Source organism: Aeromonas sp. R4-3, assembly GCF_040908275.1.
GTDB classification, from domain to species: Bacteria; Pseudomonadota; Gammaproteobacteria; order Enterobacterales; family Aeromonadaceae; genus Aeromonas; species Aeromonas rivipollensis.
The window spans coordinates 31,055-56,100 of record NZ_JBFODK010000045.1 but is presented as its reverse complement, the minus strand read 5'-3'; the positions used below and the strand labels follow the sequence as shown (position 1 = coordinate 56,100).

Genomic DNA, 25,046 nt, shown 5'->3' with positions numbered 1-25,046 from the left:
GTGCTGGCATTCATGGGGGATCTCGTTATCGACAGGTGTTCGCTGCGGGAAAGCCAGGGCGACACTGGCGTTGATAGGGTCATTATGGGCAGCGGTCTCATTTAAATCAACAATTCACTTTACTTAATGCCGTTCCCTTCGCAATATAAATAAACAAATAACTTTATTTAATGGGGCGAAGATGGAAGGGATCAAGGGACAGGCGACCCTCTGGGTATTGGTGATGACGGTGACCCTGGCGGTGGCGGGCTTCAGTCTACCCTCGCCTGTGCTGGCGCCGCTGATGCTGGATCCGGCCCAGGGCATGTTGACGCCACAAGCGTCTGACTGGAGTCGCAAGCTGTGGCTCGGGGTCATCATGGGGCTCTATCCGCTGTTTCAACTGCTGGGGGCCCCCTGGCTGGGCAAGCTGTCGGATCGTCATGGTCGCAAGCCGGTGCTGACCCTCTGCCTGGTCGGGGTGCTGGCGGGTTATGTGCTGATGGCCCTGGGGATCGCCTGGCGCTCCCTGCCGCTCTTGCTGCTGAGCCGGGTGGTGGAGGGCTTCTTCAACGGCGACATCGCCATAGTGCAGGCGATGGCGGCGGACATGAGCACCACCAGGACCAAGGCGCGCAACTTCGCCCGCATCAACATCGGCATGAACCTGGGCTGGGTGCTGGGCCCCATGATAGGGGGCTATGCCGCCGTGGTGTCCGGGGATTACAGCCTGGCGGCCTGGCTGGCGGTGGCCATGACGGTGGGCAACCTGCTGCTGGTGCTCTGGCTGCTGCCCAACCGGCCGCCGGTGCCCGCCGAGCAGGAGCTGGCCTCCCTCTCGACCCGCCAACTGCTGCTGCAACCTCGCCTGCTGCCCTACTTTGTGCTGACCCTGCTCAGCTACGGGGCCGTGCAGCTCTACTTCACCTACTTCAACGTCTGGTTGGTGGAGCGGCTGGCCTGGGGTCCGGTGCAGCTGGCGCAGGCCGCCGTGCTGGTGAGCGTGCCCATGATGCTGGGTTCCTGGCTGGGGGAGCAGCTTGCCCGGCACTGGCGCGGCAGCTCCCTTGGCATAGTCGGGCATCTGGTGATGGCGGCGGGCATGCTGATGTTCATTCTGCCGACCCAGTGGTGGGGGCTGGCGCTCACCTTCATTCCGGCCGGCATCGGCATGAGCCTGGGGGAGCTTGCCACCTCGGTGGCCATCTCCAACCGCAGCCATGCCAGCCAGCAGGGGCAGGCGATGGGGATCTACCGCGGCCTGGCGGTGGGCAGCGAGATCCTGGCGGTGGTGCTGGGCAGCCTGGCGCTGCTGGCAGGCACCGAGTGGCCCTTCTATCTGGCAGCGCTTTGCGGCGTGATTTGCGCCCTCGGTTTCTACGGGTTGCGCAGACGGGCGGACAGACGAAGTGCTGTGGCCGCCTGCGTCGAGCCGGGCTGAGGCGGCTGGATCACAGATCGGCGCCGGGGTGGCAGGCGGGGCTTGCATCCCGGCGCCGAGTTTGGGACGGTATGGCTCTTTGTCCCCTTTTACCCCGTCGCTCGGCGAACCTGGCCAGCACAGGCCTTCATCATGCGCCCCGCGATGCACAGTCTTTGGAGGTGATATGAGTCATTATCAAGCCATTGCGCTGGACGCGGGATTGTACGGTGCCGCATTCGTTTCGACATTCTTGGAGGTGATATGAGTCGTTTTCAGGCCATTGCTTTGGATATGGACGGTACCCTGCTGACCCGGGATCACAAGATCTCGTCCGCGACCCGGGCCGCCCTGGCCCAGGCCCGCGCCCACGGCATCAAGGTGCTGCTGGTGACGGGCCGCCACTTCATGACGGCCCGTCCCTTCCATCATGAGCTGGCCCTCGACACCCCCCTCATCTGCAGCAACGGCGCCTACCTCTATGATCCGGCGCAAGGCAGGATCCTGGCCGGGGATCCCCTGGCGGTGGCGCCGCTCACCGCCCTGCTGGCCGAGGTGCAGGCGCAGCAGATGGGTGCCCTGTTCCACCTGGACGGAGGCATAGGCTATCTCGGCTGCGAGGAGCATGTGGGCCGGATGCGGCGCTGGTCGGCGAACCAGCCGGATCACCTCAAGGTCTCCCTGCTGCCCGCCGAGGATATCGACAGCTGGCTGCAAAAGCCCATCTGGAAACTGGAGCTGTTCAATCAGGATCCCGGCCTGCTGCACCGCTTCGTGGGGGAGGTGGTGCAGAAACTGCCCTTCACCCAGGACTGGGCTGCGCCCTATGCGGTGGAGCTGGTGCAGCCCGGGTGCAGCAAGGGCAACCGGCTGGCCCAGTGGGCGGCGAGCGAGGGGATAGCGATGGAGAAAGTGGTGGCCTTTGGCGACAACAACAACGACATCAGCATGTTCGAGCAGGTGGGGCTGGCGGTGGCCATGGGCAATGCGGCGCCCCAGATCCAGGCCCATGCGGACAGGGTCACCGCCGATCACAACGAAGACGGCATAGCCCTGGCGCTGCAGCGCTGGGTCCTGCCCGCCTGAGGGGCAACAGAAAGGGGCCAGTGCGGCCCCTTGTTTGTCAGCTCCCGAAGGAGAACTGGATCACCCGATCCGGGAAGCGGATCCGGTTGTAGTCACGGCGTACCCCCTCGTAGTGGCGGATGGCGCGCTCGCGCTGGGCCCGGTAGTAGTCGCGCTGCTTGCTGTCGCTCTCGCCCCGGATCTGCTGATCCAGCTGATAGATGGTCCGCTCGGTGCGCTCCAGCTCCTGTTGCAGCTCGCCGAGGCGCTGCTCCAGCAGGAACTCCTTGCGGCCGCGCTCGAACTGGGTGAGGAAGCTGGTATCGTTGGGGCAGACCCCCAGGTATTCGTTCCCCTCCCGCCCCTTGCTGTAGGCAAGCTCCGGGATGCAATAGAGCTCGAGCCCTTTGGCGTAGCCGCGCTGCCACTCGTCTTCGTCCACCCTGAGGCCGTACTCCCCGCAGGTCTGCTTGTAGTCACGGGTGGCCGTCCTGGTCTTGCCCTGCTCCCCGTCCTGATAACCCTGGTTGTACCAGCTCATGGCGCGGCACTCCTCCTCCGACAGGGAGCTGCACCCGGCGAGCAGCAGGGGGAGGGTCAACAGCAGGATCTTGGGGGACATGAAGGGGCTCCGACAGCAAGGATGGTGGGGCATTCTAGAAGAGGAAGCCCGCCCGGGACAAGCACCGGGCGAGGGCGCCGTATCATGATGTTTTTATCACTATTTTCAAGCCGTTGTGAACGGGCTTCCGGCGACCTTTTCTTGCCGGGGGAGGCAGGGTAAACTGCGCCTACTTTTAACTGGCACGTAACAAAAACAATGAAAGTCCTGACCGTCGATTATCGCTCCCCCGACGCGGCCGAGCGCTTCACCGAATCCCTGCGCACCACCGGCTTCGGGGTGCTGACCCACCACCCCATCCCGAAGGAGCTGGTGCAGTCCATCTATGACAACTGGTATCGCTTCTTCATGAGCGAGCAGAAGCAGGATTTCCTGTTCAACCGCGAGACCCAGGACGGTTACTTCCCGCCGTCGGTGTCCGAGGTGGCCAAGGGCAACACCCAGAAGGACATCAAGGAGTACTTCCACCTCTACCCCTGGGGCCAGATGCCGGAAGAGCTGAGGGCGCAGGCGATGGAGTACTACCGCCTCGCCAACGATCTGGCCGCCGAGCTGCTCTCCTGGGTGGAGCAATACACCCCGGCCGACATCGCCGCCCACTACAGCTGCCCGCTCTCCTCCATGATCGAAGAGAGCCAGAAGACCCTGCTGCGGGTGCTGCACTATCCGCCGTTCGACGGCACCGAAGCGCCGGGGGCCATCCGCGCCGCGGCCCATGAAGACATCAACCTGCTGACCATTTTGCCCGCCGCGAGCGAGCCGGGCCTGCAGGTGAAGGGCTCTGACGGGGAGTGGATGGACGTGCCCTGCGACTTTGGCACTCTCATCATCAACATAGGTGACATGCTGCAGGAGGCCTCCCACGGCTATTACCCCTCCACCACCCACCGCGTCATCAACCCGACCGGCGGCAGCGTCAGCAAATCCCGCATCTCCTTGCCGCTGTTCCTGCACCCGCGCCCGGACGTGGTGCTGTCCGAGCGCCACTCAGCCCACAGCTACCTGATGGAGCGACTGCGGGAGCTGGGGGTCATCTAGCCCCAAAACGCACACTCATGACAGCAAGAACCGGAGCAAAAACGCTCCGGTTTTTATTTTGTGGCACGATTGGTTGGTTATCCGAATTTTATTGGCAACTTGTGCCAATAAGGCAGTTTTAAGACGGATATTCGCCGAGTGATTGCGCGCCCCAGGGCGTACTCTGAGCGCCATTTCTCGGGCCCCGCTGGCGGGCCCCTCGATTGGAGTTCCCATGAAGCAGTCCCAATGGTCATCCCGGCTCGGTTATATCATGGCCGCCGCAGGTTCGGCGGTCGGTCTCGGCGCCATCTGGAAGTTCCCCTATGTGACCGCCGCCAACGGTGGCGGCGCCTTCCTGCTGGTGTTCCTGCTGTTCAGCTTCACCCTGGGGGTGGCGGTGCTGATGGGGGAGACTCTGCTCGGCAGTCTGACCCGGCGCGGGGTGGTGGGGGCCTTCGATGAGTTGATGGGCAAGCGCTGGCGCTGGGTCGGCGCCATGGGGCTCTTGTGCAGCCTGCTCATCTTCAGCTTCTACAGCGTGGTGGGGGGCTGGACCCTGGGCTACACCGGCATGGCGCTGGCGGGTAGCCTGCAACAGGGGGATGGCGCTGCGCTGACCGCCCGCTTCAACGACTATGTGGGGGATCCGCTCTGGCCCGTGCTGACCCACCTGCTGTTCGCCGCCCTCACCTGGTGGTTCGTGCAGGGCGGGGTGCAGAAGGGGGTGGAGCGCACCCTGCGCTGGATGATGCCGGCACTCTTCATCATGATCTTGCTGCTGGTGGCCTTCGGTCTCACCCTGCCCAATGCCATGGCCGGGGTGCGCCACTTCCTGATGCCGGACTTCAGCAAGCTCGGCATGTCAGGTGTGCTCGACGCCATGGGGCTGGCTTTCTTCTCCCTCTCCATCGGGCTGGGCATCCACACCACCTATGGCGCCTACCTGCCCTCCAGCGAAGGGGTGGGCCGCTCCAGTCTCTGGGTGGTGCTGCTGGCGAGCCTGATCGCCGTGCTGGCGGGCCTGATGATCTTCCCCGTGCTGGCGGCGACCGGCATAGATCCCGCCTCAGGCCCCGGCCTCACCTTCATGACAATGCCGGCCGTGTTCCAGCAACTGCCCTTCGGCCAGGGGCTGGCGGTGGTCTTCTTCGCCCTGCTGGTGGTGGCGGCGCTCTCGTCTTCCATCTCCCTGCTTGAGCACCTGCAGTGCTTCGTCTGCGAGAGCCTGGGCTGGTCGCGCCGTGCTGCCTGCAGTCTCATCACCGCCCTGGTGATGGCGGGGGGCATCCCGGTCAGCCTGTCGTTCGGCCCCTGGGCGCAGGTGACCCTGTTTGGCAAGAACATCTTCGAGCTTCTGGACTTCATCACTTCCAACCTGATGATGCCCCTGTTCGGGCTGGCGCTCACCCTGCTGCTGGGCTGGCAGCTGGGCCTGCGTGCCTTGCCCCAGGGGCTGGCGCCGCACTGGCGCGCCCTGCTGATGGGCTGCTGGCGCTGGCTGGCGCCCCTGCTCATCGGCGGCATCCTGGTGCGGGGTCTGCTGTAACCCTTGCCGTGCAGGTGGGCCTCCGGGCCCGCCCGTTACCCGGGCTCAGAGGGCATCCTCGCTGACAGGATTGACTGCCTCGAAAAATCCATTAAATAGAGGTTTGTTGAAACTTTGATTCAATAATCGACATGTGGGTTGGTAAATATTCTGTTTTGAGGGCGAAAATGGACTATTGGCTGTCAACTTCTCTTGCCGTGGTTTAGGCTGTGGCTCCTTTTTTGCGTCCAGGTTATCCATAGCATGTCACCCCTCATCGCCCGGTTCGGCCGATTTTTCAGCTCGCAAGAGAGGTGACCCTGCACGCGCACTCAGTCTGAATGTTCATTGCAAAGGTCGCCCCCGGGCGGCCTTTTTGTTGCGACCCAGGTTGCACTTACCCATGGAGTATCGATTCGATGTTGTCTTCCCCGGAGGTTGTATGAGCCAGGTTCAGTGGTCTTCCCGTCTCGGTCATGTGCTGGCGGCGGCCGGCACGGCCATCGGCCTCGGCGCCATCTGGAAGTTTCCCTATGTGACCGCCACCAATGGCGGCGGCGCCTTCCTGCTGGTGTTCCTGCTGTTCAGCTTCACCCTGGGGGTGGCTGTGCTGGTGGGGGAGACCCTGCTCGGCAGCCGCAGCCAGCGCGGGGTGCTCGGCGCCTTCCATCGGCTGGTGGGGCCGAACTGGCGCTGGATGGGCTACATGGGGATCCTCTGCGGCTTCTTCATCTACAGCTTCTACAGCGTGGTGGGGGGCTGGACCGTGGGCTATGCGGCGCTGGCGGTGATGGGCAAGCTCAACCTCGGCGAGGGTTCTGCGCTGACCGCCCTGTTCAACGGTTATGTCAGCCATCCCTGGTGGCCTGTGCTGACTCACCTGGTGTTTGCCGGGCTGACCTGGTGGTTCGTGCAGGGGGGCATCCAGAAGGGGGTGGAGCGGGCGCTGCGCTGGATGATGCCGGCCCTCTTCGTCATGATGCTGCTGCTGGTGGGGGTGGGTCTCTCCATGCCGGGGGCCATGGCCGGGGTGCGTCAGCTGCTGCTGCCTGACTTCTCCATGCTGACCGGCCAGAGCGTGCTGGATGCCCTGGGGCTGGCCTTCTTCTCCCTCTCCATCGGCCTTGGGGTACACACCACCTACGGCGCCTACCTGCCCAATAGCGAAGGCGTGCTGCGCTCAGGGGTCTGGGTAGTGACCCTGGCGAGCCTCATCTCTGTGCTGGCGGGGCTGATGATCTTCCCGGCGCTGGCCTCCACCGGCATAGACCCGACTGCCGGGCCAGGGCTCACCTTTATGACAATGCCCGCCGTGTTCAGTCACCTGCCGTTCGGTCAGGGGCTGGGGGTGGTCTTCTTCCTGCTGCTGCTGGTGGCGGCGCTCTCCTCCTCCATCTCCATGCTGGAGCACCTGGTGCGCTTCACCTGCGAGGAGTGGGGCTGGTCGCGCCGTGGCGCCTGCCGGGTGCTGACCCTGCTGATCATGGCCTCCGGCATTCCGGTCAGCCTGTCGTTCGGTCCCTGGGCCGACTACACCCTGTTTGGCAAGACCCTCTTCGACTTGCTGGACTACCTCACCTCCAACCTGATGATGCCGCTGTTCGGCCTGGTGCTGACCCTGCTGCTGGGCTGGCGACTGGGGGAGAGCATACTGCCCGAGGGGCTCTCCCCGGCCCTGCGTCTGTGTCTGCTCTGGTGCTGGCGGCTGGTGGCGCCGCTCTTGATCGCCGGTATCCTGGTGCGGGGTCTGATCTAGCCGTCGCCCCGTGGCGGATGCTGGAGTCGCGCGGATCGAGTCGTAGATGAACACAGGGGTTGGCCACAGGCCAACCCCTGATCACATCTGGGGCGGGATCACTGCAGGCCGGGCCCTTTGGCGGAGAAGGGGCAGTCGCGCTGGCGGATGAGCTGACTGCCCTGATGGCCGCTCCCCTGCCAGGCGAGCGCGAGCTGGCCGAGGCGACCGAGGTGGCGCAGCTCGAACTCGTAGCGCAGGCAGGGGTTGTCCGTGGGCAGCCGGGTCATTGTGGTTGGCAGGCGGTAGTCGTAGCGCAGCAGGGGACCGTCCTGCAGCTGGCTCTGGGCGGGCACCAGGCCCTCAGCCGTGGGGGAGGGGGCGCTCAGGTAGCGGCGCAGGGCCAGGGGGGCGTCTATGGCCTTCTGGTAGTGGAGCCCGTTCATGGCGGCCAGCTCCTCCTCCAGCCGTTGCAACTCCCCTTCCAGGCCACTCAAAGCCTGGCCCAGCTGCTGATGTGCGGGGGAGGCGCAGCCTCCCAGCAACAGGGTGATGAGCGGCAGGGCGGGGCGGACGGGCAGCATGGTCACTCCTTCGGGATCAGGGCCACTGACTATAGCAGGGGATTGGTGGGCGGCGCGGCGCGCAGCAGCCCGGCGAGGCGCTCCAGCCCCTCGGCGACCCGGGCGTCGGTGGCGGGCTGGCTCAGGCTCAGGCGCACCCCTTGCGGGGCGGCAAACTGGCCGGCGGCAAAGTGTTCTCCGCTCGCGACCCCGACGTCAAGGGCGTTGGCCGCCTCGGCGAACTCCTGACTGCGCCAGGGCTCGGGCAGCGGCAGCCAGGCGTGCATGGAGCCCGGCTGCCAGCGGGCCCCCGGCAGCAGGTGGCGCAGCAGCTCTCCCCGACGCGCCAGGACCCGTCTCTGCTGCTCGATGAGCGGCATGATCTGGTGCTGGCTCACCAGCTTGCAGGCCAGCTCGATGAGCAGGGGGCTCACCATCCAGCTCGACAGCCGCATCGCCTGGGCGAAGCCGTTGCGAAGGGCGGGGGGAGCCAGCACGAAGCCGACCCGCAGGCCGCCGCAGGCGATCTTGGTCAGGCTGCCGAGGTAGATGACCCGCTCCGGCGCCAGATTGACCAGAGGCGGGAGCGAGACCTCGGGCAGCAGGCCGTTGACGTCATCCTCGACGATCAGCAGATCATGGCGGCGTGCGATGGCGACTATCTCCTCTCGCCGCGCCAGGCTCATGGTGGCCGTGGTGGGGTTTTGCAGGGTGGGGGTCAGGTAGAGCAGCTTGGCCCGCCGCTGGCGACAGGCGGCCTCCAGGGCGGCGGGGATCAGCCCCTCCTCGTCCATCGCCAGCCCCATCACCTGATTCTTCAGCTGGCGCGCATTGCCCAGCATGCCGGGGTAGCTGAGCCCCTCACAGAAGATAGTCTCCCCCACGCAGCCGGTGGCCAGCAGGGCCAGCATGATGCCGTGCTGGGCGCCATGGCTGAACAGCAGCCTGTCCTCGCTCCCCCGGATGCCCTGCTCGGCGAGCCAGTCGACGAACAGCTGGCGCTGCGGGGCACGCCCGGCCTCCTTGTCATAGCCCAGCAACCCGTTGAGATCCCCGTCCGCCAGCTCGGTCAGCATGGGTTTGATGATGGCGGCCCTGTCCAGCTGCACCGGCAAGTTCTGCCACAGCTCGATGCGCTGGTTGTCCTCGTTGCGGATCACCCATTCGTTGGCGGGATCCGCCGCGGCCCTGACCCAGGTGCCATGACCCACCCTGGCCGCCAGCAGACCCCGCCGCTCGGCTTCGGTGTAGGCGCGGGTGATGGTGCCCACAGTCACTCCCAGCCGGTCCGCCAGCGCCCTGTGGGTGGGCAGCCGGGTCTGGGGAGGCAGGGCGCCATCGGCAATGGCCTGCTCTATGGCCTTGACCAGTTTCAGGTAGAGGGGGCCCTCGAAGGGAGTGAGGTCGGGTGTCCAGATTGTCATGGTGACAATAAATCCATTGATCCAATATTGTCCCCAATATAGCGTGATAATCAGCCTGTTAACAACCCGATAGCTCACATTGTACCGATACAATGTGACAAGAAAGGAGTCACCTCATGACCATTGAATGGTATGCCACCCTGTTTGGCTTCGCCCTGCTCACCTGCGGCACCCCGGGGCCCAACAATCTGATGTTGACGGCATCCGGTGCCAACTTCGGGGTGCGCCGCACCCTGCCGCACCTGATAGGTGTGGTGGTGGGCCAGCCGGTGCTGCAACTGGTGCTGGCGCTCGGTTTCTATCCGCTGTTCGAGCGCTGGCCCCTGCTCAAGCTGAGCCTGCAGGTGCTGGGCAGTCTTTATCTGCTGTGGCTGGCCTGGCGCATCGCCGTGGCCGGTGCCCCCGGCGATCCGGCGAGGCGCGCCCGCCCGCTGACCCTGCTGGAAGGCCTGGGCTTTCAGTTCCTCAACCCCAAGGCCTGGATGATGGGGATCTCCGCCATCAGTCTGTTCAGCCTGCCGGGGAACGATTACTGGGCGAGTATGTGGGGCATCATGTCCGTCTTCCCCATGGCGGGGCTGCCGGTCTGCTTTGCCTGGGTGCTGTTCGGTCATCAGCTCAGCCGCTGGATCAACTCGGACAGAGGCTGGCGCCGTCTCAATGGCAGCCTGGGCGCGCTCACCGCCCTGTGTGTGGTGATGCTCTGGTATTAATGACCGCCTGATTATTCATGCAAAGAAAATGCATTGCTGACCTTGTCGTCAGGGCGCTGGCTCTGCATATTAGGAGGCTTGCCGTATCTGAATGAGGTTGAGATGGATCTGAACTGGTTGTTTCCCCTGGCGGGCTTTGCCCTGATCACCTGTGGCACCCCGGGCCCCAACAACATGCTGCTCACCAGCGCCGGGGCCGCTCAGGGATTTCGCCGCTCCATCCCCCTGCTGGTGGGTGTGGTAGGGGGCATCAACCTGATGATCCTGGCCACGGCCCTGGGGCTGGGAGTGGTGTTCGAGAAGGTGCCGCTGCTGCACGACGGCCTCAAGCTGGTGGGCTCGGCCTACCTGCTCTGGCTGGCCTGGAAGGTGGCCACCGCCAGCGGCCCGACGGATGGCAGTCGGCCGCTTATCCCGGCCCATCAGGGGGCCATGTTGCAGTTGCTCAACCCCAAGGCCTGGATGATGGCGCTCTCCGCCATCAGCGGCTTTACCCTGGCGGGGGAGGCTTATTGGCCGTCCGCCGGCTGGGTGCTCGGCATCTTCTTCGTGACCGGCCTCTATACCGGGGCCTTCTGGGTGCTGTTTGGTGCCCAGGTGCGCCGCCTCATCCGCACCGCCAGAGGCTGGCGTCGCTTTAACCTCGGCATGGGGATCGCCACGGCGGCCTGCGTGCTGATGATCTGGATTTAGGCCCTTGGCCTTACCTTCTGTCTTGTTGGCCCTTCGGGGCCTTTTTTGTCTGTGGGTGGCCGTCACCCGATGTGAAAAGGAGCGGTTATGAAATGTATCGGTCTGCTGGGTGGCATGAGCTGGGAGTCCACCGTCAGCTACTACCAGGCGATCAACCGAGGCGTGCGGGCGCGGCTCGGCGGCCTGCATTCGGCGCGGGTGTTGCTCAACAGCGTCGATTTTGCCGAGATAGAGCGGCTGCAACATGCCGGTGACTGGCCCGCCACCGCCCGTCTGCTGGCGGCCGAGGCCCGCGCACTCCAGGCCGGTGGCGCCGATTTCCTGCTGATAGGCACCAACACCATGCACAAGGTGGCCCCCGAGATCGCCGCCGCCATCGAGATCCCGCTGCTGCACATCGCCGACGCCACCGCTCGCCGTCTGCAGGCTGACGGGGTGACCCGGGTCGGCTTGCTCGGTACCCGCTTCACCATGGAGCAGGATTTCTACAAGGGGCGGCTGGAGGCGCAGTTCGGGCTGGAGGTGCTGGTGCCGCAGGAGGCTGCGCGGGAGCGGGTGCACAGCATCATCTATGACGAGCTCTGCCTCGGTGATATTCGCGAGTCGTCCCGGGTCGAATACCTGGCCATCATCGCCGATCTGGCCCGGGCCGGGGCTCAGGCCGTGATCCTGGGCTGCACCGAGATAGCCCTGCTGGTGGGGGAGTGTCAGGCCGCCGTGCCGCTCTACGACACCACCGCCATTCACGCCGACGCTGCCGTGGCGTGGGCGCTGGAGTAGGGCAGAGAAAGAATCCCGTGGAGGTGCCCCGGCGCCTCCCCCCTTCCTGCCCGTCATCTCCCCCCGATCCTAACTGTGAGTCAGCCTTCACTTCAGCAAGCCGATAGACGCTTTTATTGTCAAACGGCTCACATTTACCCCTTTTGTCCCTTGAGTCTGGCGCGTCAGGCGCCTAGTTTTCGATCACTGAAACGATTCAGCTTTCACGAAAACCACTCACAAGAACAAGAGACACGAGGATAAAGCCATGTTGAAGAGACTCTCCATTGCCGTGCTGCTCGCCCTGGGGGCGAGCTCGGGCCAGGCCGCCGAATTCCTGCTGACCGATTCCCAGCAGGGGCTGGATGTGGGGGACTGGAAGATCACCAGCGACAAGCTGGGGATCAAGAGCCCGGTACCCTTCTCCATCGAGAAGAAGCGCCTGCACGGCGGGCGCCAGGAGGGGGTGGATCTGCTCATCGTCGACAACGGGGTGATGAAGATCACCCTGGTGCCGACCCGTGGCATGGGGATCAAGGAGGTCAAGGGGGCCGATGTGCGCCTCGGCTGGGATTCTCCGGTCAAGGAGGTGGTCAACCCGGCCTTCATCGATCTGGAGAGCCGCGCCGGTCTCGGCTGGCTCGATGGCTTCAACGAGATGCTGGTGCGCTGCGGTTACGAGTGGACAGGCCACCCCGGGGTGGACGATGACGGCCGACTCAAGAGCCTGCACGGCCGGGTGCAGAACATACCGGCGTCCGTGGTCAGCGTGACAGTGGACGAGGAGCCGCCCCACGCCATCCACGTGCGGGGCCGGGTGGACGAGCGCACCTTCAAGATGAGCGAGCTGGTCACCTGGACCCAGCTGAGCGTGGTGCCCGGTCAGGCGGAGTTTGCCCTGCAGGACAAGCTGACCAACCACGCGGACTACGAGAACGAGTACCAGATCATCTATCACGGCAACTTCGGGGCGCCCATCCTGGAGGAGGGGGCGCGGGTCAGCACCCCGGTGAAGCAGATCTCCCCGTTCAACGACTACGCCAAGGCGGGGCTCAAGGGCTGGCAAAGCTACCTGGGGCCGACCAAGGGCTTCGACGAGATGGTGTTCAACCTGGTGCCCTACAGCGATGCCGAGGGCAATACCCTGGCGGTGCTGAACAACAAAGCGGGCAATGTCGGGGTGGCTGTGGGTTACAACACGCACCAGCTGCCTGTGCTGACGCTCTGGAAGAACACAGACACCCGGGCCCAGGGCTATGTGACCGGCATCGAGCCCGGCACCAGCTATGCCTACAGCACCAAGTACCAGCGTCCGCTTGGGCTGGTGCCCAGGATCCAGCCCGGCGAGACCAAGACCTTCGATCTGATCTATCGCCTGCTGCGCAATGGGGAAGAGGTGAAGCAGGCCCTGGCCCAGGTGGAGAAGATCCAGGCCGGCCGCCCCACAGAGCTGCGGGAGCAGCCCCTGGTCAAGCTGCCCTGAGTGGCAGACTTATAGCAAAAAGCCGCTCCATGAGCGGCTTTTTCATGCCATATGAGGGATCAGCCGTGGCTGGGCTCAGACATGGCTATACATGGCCTCGATCTCGCTCTGGTACTTGGATTCGATGATCTTGCGGCGCAGCTTCATGGTGGGGGTGATCTCCCCGAGCTCCATGGAGAAGGCGCTCGGCAGCAGGGTGAACTTCTTCACCTGCTCGAACTTGGCCAGCTCCTGTTGCAGATCCGCGATCCGTGCCTCGAAGAACTCCACCACCTTGGAGTGGCGCAGCAGCTCCGTCTTGCACTGGTACTGCAGATTGATGGAGCGAGCGTACTCCTCCAGGGACTCGAAGCAGGGGACTATCAGCGCCGAGACAAAGTGGCGGGCGTCGGCGACGATGGCGATCTGCTCGATGAAGCGATCCTTGCCCAGGGTCCCCTCCACCAGTTGCGGCGCCACGTACTTGCCGTTGGAGGTCTTCATCAGCTCCTTGAGGCGCTCGGTGAAGTAGATGTTGCCCTCGTCGTCCAGCTCGCCCGCATCGCCGGTGCGCAGGAAGCCATCGGCCGTCATCACTTCGGCCGTGGCCTGTGGCTTGTTGTAGTAACCGCGCATCACTGTGGGTGAGCGCACCAGCAGCTCGTTGTTTTCGCCGAGTTTGACCTCTATGCCGTCCATGACGGTGCCGATGGATCCCAGCTTGAACTGGCTGTCCTCGTAGCAGCAGACGGTGGCTGTGGTCTCTGTCATGCCGTAGCCGTACTTGAGGTTGAGCCCCATGGCCTGGAAGAAGAGGTTGACGTCGTCCGCGAGGCGAGCGCCCGCCACTGGCAGGAAGCGGGTACGGCCGCCGAAGCGGGCACGCAGCTTGCGAAACACCAGCCGCTCGGCCAGGGCCAGCTGCAGGTAGAGCAGGGGGGAGGCGGACTTGCCGGCTTGGCGGGTGGCGACCATCCGCTTGCCGACCCCGGTGGCCCAGCCGAACAGGGCGCGGCGCAGGCGCGGGGCCTGGGCCACCTTGGCCTGGATCATGGCGTAGGCCTTCTCGTAGAGGCGCGGCACGGCGCACATCACGGTCGGCTGCACCTCGCCAATCACCTCCATCACCTTCTGGGGATCGCGGATATAGACGTTCTCGGCGCCGCAATAGAGCACGTAGTAGCTCCAGGCGCGCTCGAACACGTGGCTCAGCGGCAGCATGCAGAGGGACACATCCTGCTCGCCAAGATCCAGGCGACGGTCGTGCATCTCGAAGCAGGCGGCGATGTTGTTGAAGTCGAGCATGACCCCCTTGGGTTCACCCGTGGTGCCCGAGGTGTAGATCAGGGTCAGCAGATCATCCATGCGGTAGTGCTGTTCACGCATCCGCAGTGCCAGCTCGCTCGGCTGATGGTTGCCGGAGGAGAGGAAGGTCTGGAAGTGGCTTGCCTGCTCGCAGCCGCGCAGATCGACTGTGCCGTCCAGGGTGACTATCTGGTTGATCTCGCCACTCTCGAGCAGCAGGAGCGCCTGATCGAACTGGGGTTGCTCCCCCACGAACAGCAGCTTGATGCCGGCGTCCTTCACTATGTAGCGCAGCTGATCCAGGGTGCTGGTGGGGTAGATGGGCACGCTGACGCCGCGGGCGGCCAGGATGCCAAGATCGGCCTGGGTCCATTCCGGCATGTTGCGGGCATAGATGCCGACCATCTCGGTGGGCTGGTGGCCGGCGCGGATCAGCGCCTGGGCACAGTAGTCCATGGCCTGGCCCAGGGTACGCCAGCCGATGGCGCGCCATTGGCCATCCTGCTGGACGCGCAGGGCGGCCTTGTTGCCAAGGCGGGCAATACGCTCACGCATCACTCTAACCAGATGAAGCTGCGACATCTAAATCATCCTCAAGTAACAGTTGTGCGCCCGCAGGGGCACTAAAATCGGGGCTGGAGTTTAAACTCTAACATTACAGCTTACAAGTGTGCGCCATTTGTCCTGGATCACAAAGTCGTCAACTCGGGGAGAGTCAGGCATGATAAGGACGAGGGTCGGATTCATTCAGGGAGGTGCGCCATGGGGATCGGAGTCAAGAGTCTGCTGACGGGCATGTTGTTGCTGCTGGCGGGAGCCGGTGCACTCTGGTTTGTCCTTGGTGGATCCGAGGGTCAGGACAATCCCTGGCTGAGCGGGGCCGAGGGCTATGAGCAGGCGCAGCGGCTGGCGCTGAGGGAAGGATTCCCGTTGCTCTATGTGATAGAGCGCGCCAAATGCCGACGCTGCAAGGCGCTCAATAACGAGCTGTGGCGCGCCCCCGAGATGCAGTCCGCCCTGGCGGGGCTGGCCAAGGTGCGGCTCAACCCGGATGCGGGGGATGGCAGCGAGCACATACTGCGGCGTTTCCCGCAGGTGGCGACAGCGCCCGGCATCTATGTGCAGCGACCGGGGGAGCCGCTTAGGCCCATCAAGGTGGTGGTGGATATCCAGGAGATCTGGATGCCCGGCGTCACCTACGGGCGCGGCTTCTTCATGCCGCTCTCGGGGGCGGCCTTCGAGGCGGTGCTGAGGGTCACCCTCAGCCTGGAGGACCCCGCCATCGACAATGCCCCCCTGCCCTGAGGGGTGACCGGGGTGTCGGGATGAGGAGAGCGACAAGGGGACGGTATAGTCCCCTTGTCCATTGCGGATGGCCTCCCGGCCCAAGCCGGGGGGATCAGCCGAAGTCGAACAGGCGGGACATCAGCACGGCGTCTTCCCGATCCTGGCCGGTGCCGTAGTAGTCGGCGCGGCGGCAATACTCGGCAAACCCCTCGCTCTCGTAGAGGCTGATGGCGGTGCGGTTGCCCGCCCGCACCTCCAGGAACCAGGCCTCGGCCCCCTTCTCCTTGCTGCGGGCCAGATACTCTTTCAGCAGCGCCCGGCCCAGCCCCTTGCCCTGAAACTCGGGGTGCACGCAGATGTTCATCAGGGAGCTGTCTCCCGCCACCAGATCCGAGATATAGAAGCCGGCGGGGCGGCCTTCCACCAGCATCAGGCCATTGAGATAGCGCGGCCCGAAGCAGGAGAGCAGGTTGGCCTGGCTCCAGGGCTCCTGGTGGGCGGCCTGCTCTATGGGATAGATGGCATCGAAATCGGATTCGAGCAGGGGACGAAATCTGGGCAAGAGGTCAGACATGGTTACTCCGGACGGGATTCGGACTTGCGACGGACGGCATGGTCATGCCATGGTCGTGGCTTCAAGGGATTTGGCGGCTGGCCGCTTCAACCGGGCTGGCGCTGCCGGCACTGCTGCCACAGGGCGCGCTTGTGCGCCGCGCTGGGCTTGAGCGGGCAGACGAGGGCATGGGGCCAGCGCGGATCCGGGGCCGTCAGCCAGAGCAGGGGGGGCGTCATCCCCTCGGGCAGCTCGCCGAGCAAGGAGACCTCGTCCGTGCCTATGCCGAGCCACTGGCAGATATCCCCGAGCAGGGAGGGCGCGGGCAGCGCCTCGGCCTGCAGCCACAGCTTGCCGGTCGGCACCGCCACCGGCTGGCGTGGGGCTGCCGCATCCTCTGCCGCCAGGGTCACTGGCGGCTGCCGGGTTGCAGCAGCTTCTGCCGGTTTGCCTGGCAGGCCCCGGGCTCTCAGTTGCCAGAGGGGGATGCCCATCCTGGCCAGGATGCGCTGACGCAGTGGGTCCAGCAGGGGATCTTGCATGCGAAGGCTCACTCTTGATCTGCGTTGGGGTAAATTCTGATGCGCAGAGTACACTCTCGCAGGTTTTGCTGCACCCCCTTGCGTGCCGGGATTGTCCCGCCAGGGCCGTGCAGGATCCCGACCCCGATCGCGGGATGAACAGATTCAACAGACTATGACAGTGAGGCGGGGCCAGAGGCCGGCCCCTGCGGACACTATGACAATACCAGCTTCGGAACTGTGCCTATGCCGCCTTTAGCCCAGAATACTGTTCGTGCCACCCCCATCCATGAGCGCCTGCCACGGCTGCTGGCCGCCCTCGGGGAGGGGCTCTATGAGCGCCAGGATGCCCTGCGGCTCGGGCTGCTGGCGGCCTTGAGTGGCGAGAGCGTCTTCCTGCTGGGCCCACCCGGCATCGCCAAGAGCCTGATCGCGCGGCGCCTCAAGCTCGCCTTTCACGATGCCCGCCACTTCGAATACCTGATGACCCGCTTCAGCACGCCGGAGGAGGTGTTCGGCCCCCTCTCCATCCAGGCGCTCAAGGAGGATGGCAAGTACCTGAGGCTGACCCACGGCTACCTGCCGGAGGCCGAGGTGGTCTTCCTCGACGAGATCTGGAAGGCGGGCCCGGCCATCCTCAACACCCTGCTCACCGCCATCAACGAGCGGCAGTTCCGCAACGGCGACAGCCAGCACCCCATTCCCATGCGGCTGCTGGTGACCGCCTCGAACGAGTTGCCCGCCCCGGACAGCGGGCTGGAGGCGCTCTACGATCGTATGCTGGTGCGGATCTGGATGGACAGGGTGCAGGAGAAGTCCAACTTCCAGGCCATGCTGGCGAGCGATGGCCAATCCCACCAGAACCTGCCCCCCTCGGTGCAGATCCGGGGGGAGGAGTACGAGGCCTGGCAGGAGGAGATCGAGCAGGTACGCCTGCCCGACGCCTGCTTCGAGCTCATCTACCAGCTGCGCCAGCAGCTCGACAGCCAGCTGGGTCACGGCTGCTATGTGTCGGATCGGCGCTGGAAGAAGGCGGTCAGGCTCATCAAGGCGAGCGCCTTCTTCAACGGCCGCGACGAAGTGGCCCCGCTGGATCTGCTGCTGTTCAAGGATTGCCTCTGGCACGACGAGGCCTCCCGCACCGCCTTGCTGGAGATGATCGGCGAGTTCTCCCGCCTCTACGGCTACCAGCAGCTGGTGCTGACCCGCGAGCTGCTGGCCCTGCGCGAGCGCTTCAAGCAGTTGAGGGGGGTCGTCGCCCAGCGCCTCGCCTGCAAGGCGGTCAAGCGCAAGCAGTGGTTCGGCCGCCGCGCCCGCGGGACCGAGTTGCCGCTCGCCAACGCCAAACCCTTCGGCAAGCAGGTGCACTTCCAGCTGCTCACCCCGGCGCCCCTGGATGGCGGGGATCCCGAACGGCTGACCGAGACCCTCACCTTCGATCGCACCCTGCTCTCCCACTGGCACCCCAATGGGGAGGCGCTGGTAGGCTGGCCCCTTGGCAACCCCAAGGAGGGGCACTACGAGCTGGTGCTCGACGAACAGCTGCGGCTGCACGTGCTGGATGTCCAGCGCCAGCCCGTGCCCCTGGTGCTGGTGGAGCGAACCCCCATCCCCGAGGTGGTGACGGCACCCTGGCAGGCCGAGCTCGGTGAGCTGGCGAGCCAGGTTGTCCGGGTGCAGCAGAGCCTCAAGGGGCAGCGCAGCCTGTTCGATCGTCACCAGCCCCATCTCTTTGTCGGGGAGCACTGGCTGCGTCAGGTGGAGGACAGCTTCTTCGTGCTGAACCGGGATCTGGAACGGCTGGGCGAGGAGCTGCAGCAGTGGCGGGATCGCCTGCCCAGGCTGGATGCCTGATGCACTCTGGACTGACGTGGCCCCAAGCGCCTGGCCGCCTGCCGCATGGCGCCGAGCGTCCCTTGCATAGGAAGTGCCCATGCTAGAGATCGGCATGATGGATCTGGGGCTCCTCATAGGTGAGGGGGAGCTGGCGGGGGAGATGGCACTGCTGCTGGCGTCCACCCCCAAGATCTCCGAGTTCCTCAAACGCTCCCCGCTGCAGGGCAAGCTGCTGAAAAAACGCATCCAGCACTGGAGCGAGCAGCTCGGCGAGGAGATGCGCCACAAGCCGGTGCCGGTGGCCCTCGAACGAGAGTACCTGCTCTATCAGTCCCACAGATTGCTGCCTTTGCCCGAGCTGGTAGGGCGGCTGCCGGCCCTGCTGGAGGCGCTGGAGCAGCACAGCCCCTTCGCCGGGGATGCCCGCAGCCTGGTGCGCCAGATCATGGTGCAGCCGACCGAGGGGCTGCGTCAGCTGTTCGTGGAGAAGTGGCGGGCCAGCCTGGTGGGCAGCCTGCTGCAGTTGCAGCAGCAGATCGCCGAGGCGGAGCGGGAGAAGCAGCGCCAGGAGATAGAGGATCAGTTGCTGGCGAACCGGACCCTGGCCGACGCCCTGGATCCGCACCAGATCTCGGCGGGGGGACTCTGGGATCTGGCCCAGGGCAGCTGGCACAAGCGCAGCCTGGTGCTGGTGCAGCAATATGCCCGCATGCTGCAGCGCGAGCCACTGCTGGGGGAGATAGCGGCCCTGCTGGGACGTAGCGAGCGGGATCGGCGGACCGACACCCGGACGCTGCCCCCTGTGCCCATGCACGAGCTGGAAGAGGTGCAGACCGACGACGTGCCTGACGATCTGGTGGGGGTGCACCCGGCCAGCGATCTGATGCGGCTCTTGCCGAGCGAGGCTGTGATGCTGGCCCTGCCGGAGCTGGAGCTGGAGTTCTATCGCCGCTATCTGGAGCGGCGCCTGCTGAGCTATCAGTCTCGGGGCACATTGCCGCGCCAGCGTCTGATGCAGCGCTCCCCGGAGCTGGGCGGGCAGGAGGTGCAGCCGCGGGGCCCCTTCATCGTCTGCGTCGATACTTCGGGTTCCATGGGGGGCTATCCGGAGGAGTGCGCCAAGGCGCTCTTCCTGGCCCTGCTCAAGCTGGCGATGGACGAGAAGCGGGGCTGCTATCTGATGCTGTTTTCCACCGAGGTGGCGACCCTGGAGATCACCGCAGACACGGGTCTGGACAAGGCGGAGCGCTTCCTCTCCATGAGCTTCCACGGCGGCACCGATCTGGTGCCCTGCCTGGAGCAGGCGCTGATGCAGCTGGATCAACCGGACTTTGCCAAGGCGGACGTGCTGGTGATCTCCGACTTCATCGCCCAGAGCCTGCCCCATGCCCTGCTCGATCGGATGAACCGGCGGCGAGCGCAGCAGACCCGCTTCCACGCCGTCGCCATGTCCAGGCACGCCAAGTCGGCGATACTGCGGGTGTTCGACAACAGCTGGTTGCTGGACTGCGGCCTGCGGGGCCGGTTGCTCAGGCGCTGGCAACGCAGCTAGGGGCCGGTCGGCGTCAGCCGCCTTGCCTGTGGTAGAGGCCCCGTTCGCTGACCTGATCCTGATCCAGCAGCGGCTGGCCGCTCGGCCTGGCGATATAGAATCCCCGTTTGCCGCTGCGCTTGACCCTGTACATGGCCTGATCGGCCCGGGCCAGCGCCGTGCTGAAATCATCCTGGGGCCGGATGGCCGCTATCCCCATGCTCATGCCCACGGCCGCCTCCCCATTGGGCAGCTCGAACGGGGTGGCTATGGTGTCGACGCATTGACGGGCCAGGTGGCTGGTCCTGGGATCCTCGCTGGGCCAGGGCAGCAGCAGCACGAACTCATCCCCCCCGAGCCGACCCAGCCTGACCTCCTCACCGCAGCAGTGACGCAGCCGCTGGCTGAGGGCCACCAGCAGCTCGTCCCCGGCGCGGTGGCCCAGGTTGTCGTTCACCTGCTTGAAGTCATCGAGATCGATGAAGCAGATGGCCCTGTGCTCCCCGGGGAACTGGCGGTGCATGGCGGTGCGATTGAGCAGGCCGGTGAGGGGATCCCGGTGGGCCAGCTGGGCCAGTTGCTGCTCGTACTCCTTCTCGTGGGTGATGTCGATGTGGGTGCCCATCACCCGGATGGCGTTGCCCTCTTCATCCCGCTCCACCACCCGGCCGCGGTCCAGCACCCAGGTGGTCTTGCCATCCTTGCCGATCATCCTGTGCATCACCTGATAGAAGGGGCTCTTGCCCTCCAGGTGGTCGAAGAAGGCTTGCAGCACCCGCTCCCTGTCTTCCGGGTGCAGGTGCTCACGCCAGATGTCGAAGTGGGCGGACAGCTCCTTGGGCTGATAGCCGAGCATGGATCCCCAGCGCCGGTTGAAGATGATGAGCTTGCCGGTGGGAACATGGTTCTGCCAGATGCACAGGCCTGTGCCGTCCATGGCGGCATCCAGCTTCTCCCGTGCGTCATCCGCGATGCGTTTGAGGCGCTCGTTCTCCAGCAACAACCTGTCGTAAGCCTCCCGCAGCTCCTCGTAGGTCATTCATCATCCCTTCCCTTGTGTCAGTTCGCTTATAGTCGATGCAGACTTTCCTTCTGTAAAGAATGAGATAGCAGGAGTGAGCGCTGACACGGCAATGCATGCCGTGGCTGTGCGCCCATGACAAGGAGGGATATGATTGGGGCGGTGGGCACGGCGTCCGGGCCATCGAACGGGGAGACTGAATCTGCATGAAGATCCTGACGGGCATTAGCCTGCTGTTATGGCTGGGAGTGACACCCGCCTTCGCTGTGTCTCCCCGGCTGACCGAGCCCGCGCTGTCCCTGGAGCTGCAGCAGCTGGAGGATGATGCCCCGCCCCAGCAGGTGTTTCGCGACCGGGTCGCCGCCCTGGTTGCCCACCTCGATGACTACCCGCCCGAGGTGCAGGGGCGCATCGCCCGCCTGCAGTGCTGGGCCCAGCCGAGCGAGCGGGACGAGGAGTTCCTGCGCGCCGTGCAGTTTGCCGACAAGGCGCTGGCTGAGGTGAGGGGCCGCAAGGACAGGGTCACCGAGAGTGGCCTGCTCGCCTGTCGCGGTTATCATCAGCAACTGCTCGGCAACATGGACGAGGCGCGGCAGGACTACGACGCGGCCCTGACCCTGGCGCGCAGGCTGGGGGATGAGCGGCAACGGGCCGACATCCTCAACTTGCGGGGGGAGATGTACTCCTACCAGGGGGAGCTGGCCGAAGGGCTGATGGAGCTTATCGATGCCCATCGCCGTTACGAGACCCTGGGGCTAGAGAGCAAGGGGCGCGAGGTGCTGGCCAGGATCGCCAATGCCTATCGCCGGATGGGACTCTTCGAGCGGGCCGAGGGCTATTTTCAGGAGCTGGAGCACGACTACCGGACGCTGGGGGATCAGGAGCGGCTGGTGGATATCCACACCCAGCAGGGGCTGCTCTATGTGGACACGGCAGAGTACGACAAGGCGCTGCCCCTGATGGTGGAGGCCGAGCGCTACTATGAGGCGCAGCGGCAGGACGGTGTGCTGGCCTGGAGCAGGATAGAGCTGGCCACCATATTGCTCAGGCAGGGCAAGACAGCGCAGGCCATGGCCAAGCTGGAACAGGCCGCCACCTTGCTGCATCAGGGGGAGGGGGCGGACAGCGTGACCCTGGGTCACTGGCACATCGTCATGGCCACCGTGCTGGATGCCATGGGCAAACCGGCCGAGGCGCTGCGGCACCTGGACGAGGCCGAGCCGATTTTTGCCCGGGAGCAGAACCTGCGCTTCCTCGCCTGGGTGCACGAGGTGCGCGCCCGGGTGCTGGAACATCAGGGGCGGATCGCGGAGGCCCTGGCCAGCCTCAAGGCCTTCGTGCAGACCCGTCATGCACTGGATCAGCGGCTGCGGGAGCAGCGGGCCCTGCAGATGCGCTTCGAGTTCGATCTGGCGCGCAAGGAGCTGGAGAACCAGACCCTCAGATCCAGCCAGCAGTTGCAGGCAGAAAAGCTCAAGCAGTTGCAGGAGCGGCGCTACTGGCAATATCTGGTGGTGGTCCTGTCGTTGCTGGTCATGGGGGTACTGGTGCTCCATCAGCGCAGCCGCACCCGCAAGATGCAGCACCTCGCCATGACGGACGAGCTGACGGGCATTCACAACCGGCGTCAGATCCAGGCCAAGGGGCGCAAATGGTTCAGCCAGGCGCGCGAGAGCGGCAAACCCCTGTGCGTGCTGCTGCTGGACATAGATCACTTCAAGAAGGTGAACGACCGGCTCGGCCACCAGGTGGGGGATCAGGTGCTGACCGCGGTGGCCCATTGCATCGAGGAGCAGGTGCGCAGCCTGGACAGGGTAGGGCGCAACGGAGGGGAGGAGTTTCTGGTGCTGCTGCCCGATACCGAGCTTGAGGAGGCGGCCGAGGTGGCGGAGCGGGTCAGGATTGCGGTCTCCCGCCTCGTCATCGAGGGAGTGCCTGAGGATCACCCCATCCACGTCAGCATAGGCTGTGCCGAGTACAGGGCAGAGGATGACAATCTCGGGGAGCTGATACGCCGGGCCGACGAGGCCATGTACGCAGCCAAGCTGGCGGGGCGCAACCGGGTGGTGAAGGCGGCCTGATCCCGAACCGGCCTTCTGCCCCCTCATGCCGGGCTGGGTATTTTTCACTCGCGCGGGTATAATGTCGCGCAATTTTGCTTTGACTCAGGCGAGAAGGCCCATGTAACGCAGCGCTCCTCCTTTTTCCACCTGCGGGTTCCATGACCCGGCTGCGTGGCGTCGTTGTGTGCATGGGAGCCCTGATCCCAAGGTGCTGTCCCGCATTTATTCCCACGGGGGCCAAGGCCGCCGCTCAATAGAAGAACGTCGAATTATGTCAGCTGAATTTCTGAGTGAAGTCTCCAAGAGACGCACTTTCGCGATCATCTCGCACCCGGATGCGGGTAAAACCACCATCACCGAAAAAGTCCTGCTGTTCGGACAGGCCATACAGCGCGCCGGTACCGTCAAGGGCCGTGGCTCGGGCCAGCACGCCAAATCCGACTGGATGGAGATGGAGAAGCAGCGTGGTATCTCCATCACCACCTCGGTGATGCAGTTCCCCTATGCGGACTGTCTGGTCAACCTGCTCGACACCCCGGGTCACGAGGACTTCTCCGAAGATACCTACCGTACCCTCACCGCGGTCGACTGCTGCCTGATGGTCATCGATGCCGCCAAGGGTGTCGAAGATCGGACCCGCAAGCTGATGGAAGTCACCCGGCTGCGGGACACCCCCATCCTCACCTTCATGAACAAGCTGGACCGCGAAGTGCGCGATCCCATGGAAGTGATGGACGAGGTGGAGCGCGAGCTGAAGATCATGTGCGCCCCCATCACCTGGCCCATCGGCTGCGGCAAGTCCTTCAAGGGGGTCTACCACCTCTACAAGGACGAGACCTATCTGTACCAGACAGGTCAGGGCCACACCATCCAGGAGAAGCGGGTGGTCAAGGGGCTGAACAACCCGGAACTGGACGCCGCCATAGGTGAAGATCTGGCTGCCCAGCTGCGCGGCGAGCTGGAGCTGGTGCAGGGCGCCTCTCCCGAGTTCGATCACGAGGCCTTCATCGCCGGCGAGATGACTCCTGTCTTCTTCGGTACCGCCCTTGGCAACTTCGGCGTCGACCACATGCTGGATGGCCTGACCGACTGGGCGCCGTCCCCCATGCCGCGCAAGGCAGAGAGCCGTGAAGTGGTGGCGACCGAGGATAAGTTCTCCGGCTTCGTGTTCAAGATCCAGGCGAACATGGATCCCAAGCACCGCGACCGTATCGCCTTTATGCGTATAGTGTCAGGGACTTACAGCAAGGGCATGAAGATGCGCCACGTGCGCATCGGCAAGGACGTGAACATCTCCGACGCCGTCACCTTCATGGCCGGTGACCGGGAGCAGGCCGTCGAAGCCTGCGCCGGTGACATCATAGGGTTGCACAACCACGGCACCATCCAGATCGGCGACACCTTCACCCAGGGTGAAGATCTCAAGTTCACCGGCATCCCGAACTTTGCCCCCGAACTGTTCCGCCGCATCCGCCTGCGTGACCCCCTCAAGCAGAAGCAGCTGCTCAAGGGGCTGGTGCAGCTCTCCGAAGAGGGCGCCGTGCAGGTGTTCCGTCCGCTCATCAGCAACGATCTCATCGTCGGTGCCGTCGGTGTGCTGCAGTTCGATGTGGTGGTCTCGCGTCTGAAGAGCGAGTACAACGTCGAGGCCATCTACGAGGCGGTCAACGTCTCCACCGCCCGCTGGGTGGAAGGGACTGACGTCAAGAAGTTCGAGGAGTTCAAGCGCAAGAACGAGGTCAACCTGGCCCTGGATGGCGGTGACAACCTCACCTACATAGCCCCGACCATGGTCAACCTGCGCCTGGCCCAGGAGCGTCACCCGGACGTTCAGTTCCGCCAGACCCGCGAGCATTGATAACTGCGTCTTTGCCTGCTGGCTGAAAGAACAGAGACCCCGCTTCGGCGGGGTCTCTTTTTTGTGTCGTTTAGCCTGATAAGGACATGCG

The 25,046-nt window shown here is 64.7% G+C and carries 21 protein-coding genes; 14 read left to right on the top strand and 7 right to left on the bottom strand.

Going from position 1 to position 25,046, the window contains the following annotated elements; translation table 11 throughout:
• The first annotated feature begins 181 nt into the window (after window positions 1-181).
• On the top strand, window positions 182-1,420 hold the full coding sequence (locus AB5Y91_RS14090; protein WP_289980968.1) for an MFS transporter: 1,239 nt from the start codon (window positions 182-184) through the stop codon (window positions 1,418-1,420).
• A gap of 243 nt (window positions 1,421-1,663) precedes the next feature.
• Window positions 1,664-2,485, top strand: coding sequence for a Cof-type HAD-IIB family hydrolase (locus AB5Y91_RS14085; RefSeq protein WP_163149191.1), 822 nt, complete (start codon window positions 1,664-1,666; stop codon window positions 2,483-2,485).
• A 37-nt stretch (window positions 2,486-2,522) separates the two neighbouring features.
• On the opposite strand, the gene AB5Y91_RS14080 is transcribed toward AB5Y91_RS14085, so the two are convergent.
• Window positions 2,523-3,086 carry a DUF2799 domain-containing protein gene (locus AB5Y91_RS14080; protein WP_106884903.1) on the bottom strand — a complete coding sequence of 188 codons (564 nt, stop codon included), beginning with the start codon at window positions 3,084-3,086 and terminating at the stop codon, window positions 2,523-2,525.
• A 198-nt stretch (window positions 3,087-3,284) separates the two neighbouring features.
• Between AB5Y91_RS14080 and AB5Y91_RS14075 the strand changes: the two genes are divergently transcribed.
• The 3 genes from AB5Y91_RS14075 to AB5Y91_RS14065 all read left to right on the top strand — a co-directional run bounded on the left by AB5Y91_RS14075 (window position 3,285) and on the right by AB5Y91_RS14065 (window position 7,387).
• Window positions 3,285-4,124 (top strand): isopenicillin N synthase family dioxygenase, encoded by an 840-nt coding sequence (locus AB5Y91_RS14075; RefSeq protein ID WP_368170081.1) that lies wholly within the window; start codon window positions 3,285-3,287, stop codon window positions 4,122-4,124.
• Between the two features lie 214 nt (window positions 4,125-4,338).
• Window positions 4,339-5,652 carry a sodium-dependent transporter gene (locus AB5Y91_RS14070; RefSeq protein ID WP_368170080.1) on the top strand — a complete coding sequence of 438 codons (1,314 nt, stop codon included), beginning with the start codon at window positions 4,339-4,341 and terminating at the stop codon, window positions 5,650-5,652.
• Between the two features lie 421 nt (window positions 5,653-6,073).
• Complete coding sequence (locus AB5Y91_RS14065; RefSeq protein ID WP_289986867.1) at window positions 6,074-7,387, top strand: sodium-dependent transporter; 1,314 nt, start codon at window positions 6,074-6,076, stop codon at window positions 7,385-7,387.
• 98 nt (window positions 7,388-7,485) lie between these two features.
• On the opposite strand, the gene AB5Y91_RS14060 is transcribed toward AB5Y91_RS14065, so the two are convergent.
• Together AB5Y91_RS14060 and AB5Y91_RS14055 are read right to left on the bottom strand one after the other, a co-directional pair.
• On the bottom strand, window positions 7,486-7,950 hold the full coding sequence (locus AB5Y91_RS14060) for a hypothetical protein (protein WP_368170079.1): 465 nt from the start codon (window positions 7,948-7,950) through the stop codon (window positions 7,486-7,488).
• A gap of 29 nt (window positions 7,951-7,979) precedes the next feature.
• Window positions 7,980-9,353, bottom strand: a complete 1,374-nt coding sequence (locus AB5Y91_RS14055; protein WP_368170078.1) for a PLP-dependent aminotransferase family protein — start codon at window positions 9,351-9,353, stop codon at window positions 7,980-7,982.
• 116 nt (window positions 9,354-9,469) lie between these two features.
• Between AB5Y91_RS14055 and AB5Y91_RS14050 the strand changes: the two genes are divergently transcribed.
• The 4 genes from AB5Y91_RS14050 (at window position 9,470) to AB5Y91_RS14035 (ending at window position 13,001) form a co-directional block, all read left to right on the top strand.
• Window positions 9,470-10,066 (top strand): LysE family translocator, encoded by a 597-nt coding sequence (locus AB5Y91_RS14050; RefSeq protein ID WP_368170077.1) that lies wholly within the window; start codon window positions 9,470-9,472, stop codon window positions 10,064-10,066.
• 102 nt (window positions 10,067-10,168) lie between these two features.
• Window positions 10,169-10,759 (top strand): LysE family translocator, encoded by a 591-nt coding sequence (locus tag AB5Y91_RS14045; RefSeq protein ID WP_368170076.1) that lies wholly within the window; start codon window positions 10,169-10,171, stop codon window positions 10,757-10,759.
• A gap of 87 nt (window positions 10,760-10,846) precedes the next feature.
• Window positions 10,847-11,539 carry an aspartate/glutamate racemase family protein gene (locus AB5Y91_RS14040; RefSeq protein WP_368170075.1) on the top strand — a complete coding sequence of 231 codons (693 nt, stop codon included), beginning with the start codon at window positions 10,847-10,849 and terminating at the stop codon, window positions 11,537-11,539.
• A gap of 247 nt (window positions 11,540-11,786) precedes the next feature.
• Window positions 11,787-13,001, top strand: a complete 1,215-nt coding sequence (locus tag AB5Y91_RS14035) for an aldose 1-epimerase family protein (protein ID WP_368170074.1) — start codon at window positions 11,787-11,789, stop codon at window positions 12,999-13,001.
• Window positions 13,002-13,076: 75 nt separating this feature from the next.
• Here AB5Y91_RS14035 and AB5Y91_RS14030 read toward each other — a convergent pair whose 3' ends face one another.
• The gene (locus AB5Y91_RS14030) at window positions 13,077-14,867 is read right to left on the bottom strand and encodes a long-chain fatty acid--CoA ligase (RefSeq protein ID WP_368170073.1); all 1,791 of its coding nucleotides are present in this window, start codon (window positions 14,865-14,867) and stop codon (window positions 13,077-13,079) included.
• A 180-nt stretch (window positions 14,868-15,047) separates the two neighbouring features.
• On the opposite strand from AB5Y91_RS14030, the gene AB5Y91_RS14025 reads away from it, so the two are divergent.
• Entirely contained in the window at window positions 15,048-15,590 is a 543-nt protein-coding gene (locus tag AB5Y91_RS14025) for a hypothetical protein (protein ID WP_368170072.1), read from the top strand.
• Between the two features lie 94 nt (window positions 15,591-15,684).
• On the opposite strand, the gene rimI is transcribed toward AB5Y91_RS14025, so the two are convergent.
• Complete coding sequence (gene rimI, locus AB5Y91_RS14020) at window positions 15,685-16,134, bottom strand: ribosomal protein S18-alanine N-acetyltransferase (protein WP_368170093.1); 450 nt, start codon at window positions 16,132-16,134, stop codon at window positions 15,685-15,687.
• Window positions 16,135-16,232: 98 nt separating this feature from the next.
• Window positions 16,233-16,667, bottom strand: a complete 435-nt coding sequence (locus tag AB5Y91_RS14015) for a hypothetical protein (protein ID WP_368170071.1) — start codon at window positions 16,665-16,667, stop codon at window positions 16,233-16,235.
• 225 nt (window positions 16,668-16,892) lie between these two features.
• On the opposite strand from AB5Y91_RS14015, the gene AB5Y91_RS14010 reads away from it, so the two are divergent.
• Together AB5Y91_RS14010 and viaA are read left to right on the top strand one after the other, a co-directional pair.
• Window positions 16,893-18,500 (top strand): ATPase RavA domain-containing protein, encoded by a 1,608-nt coding sequence (locus AB5Y91_RS14010; protein ID WP_368170070.1) that lies wholly within the window; start codon window positions 16,893-16,895, stop codon window positions 18,498-18,500.
• A 79-nt stretch (window positions 18,501-18,579) separates the two neighbouring features.
• The gene (gene viaA, locus AB5Y91_RS14005) at window positions 18,580-20,034 is read left to right on the top strand and encodes an ATPase RavA stimulator ViaA (protein WP_368170069.1); all 1,455 of its coding nucleotides are present in this window, start codon (window positions 18,580-18,582) and stop codon (window positions 20,032-20,034) included.
• A gap of 13 nt (window positions 20,035-20,047) precedes the next feature.
• Here viaA and AB5Y91_RS14000 read toward each other — a convergent pair whose 3' ends face one another.
• A complete protein-coding gene (locus AB5Y91_RS14000) occupies window positions 20,048-21,052 on the bottom strand; it encodes a sensor domain-containing diguanylate cyclase (protein WP_234569326.1) in 1,005 nt (334 codons plus the stop codon).
• 188 nt (window positions 21,053-21,240) lie between these two features.
• Between AB5Y91_RS14000 and AB5Y91_RS13995 the strand changes: the two genes are divergently transcribed.
• Together AB5Y91_RS13995 and prfC are read left to right on the top strand one after the other, a co-directional pair.
• Window positions 21,241-23,115, top strand: coding sequence for a diguanylate cyclase (locus tag AB5Y91_RS13995; RefSeq protein WP_368170068.1), 1,875 nt, complete (start codon window positions 21,241-21,243; stop codon window positions 23,113-23,115).
• Window positions 23,116-23,365: 250 nt separating this feature from the next.
• A complete protein-coding gene (gene prfC, locus AB5Y91_RS13990; protein ID WP_368170092.1) occupies window positions 23,366-24,955 on the top strand; it encodes a peptide chain release factor 3 in 1,590 nt (529 codons plus the stop codon).
• Window positions 24,956-25,046 lie beyond the last annotated feature (91 nt).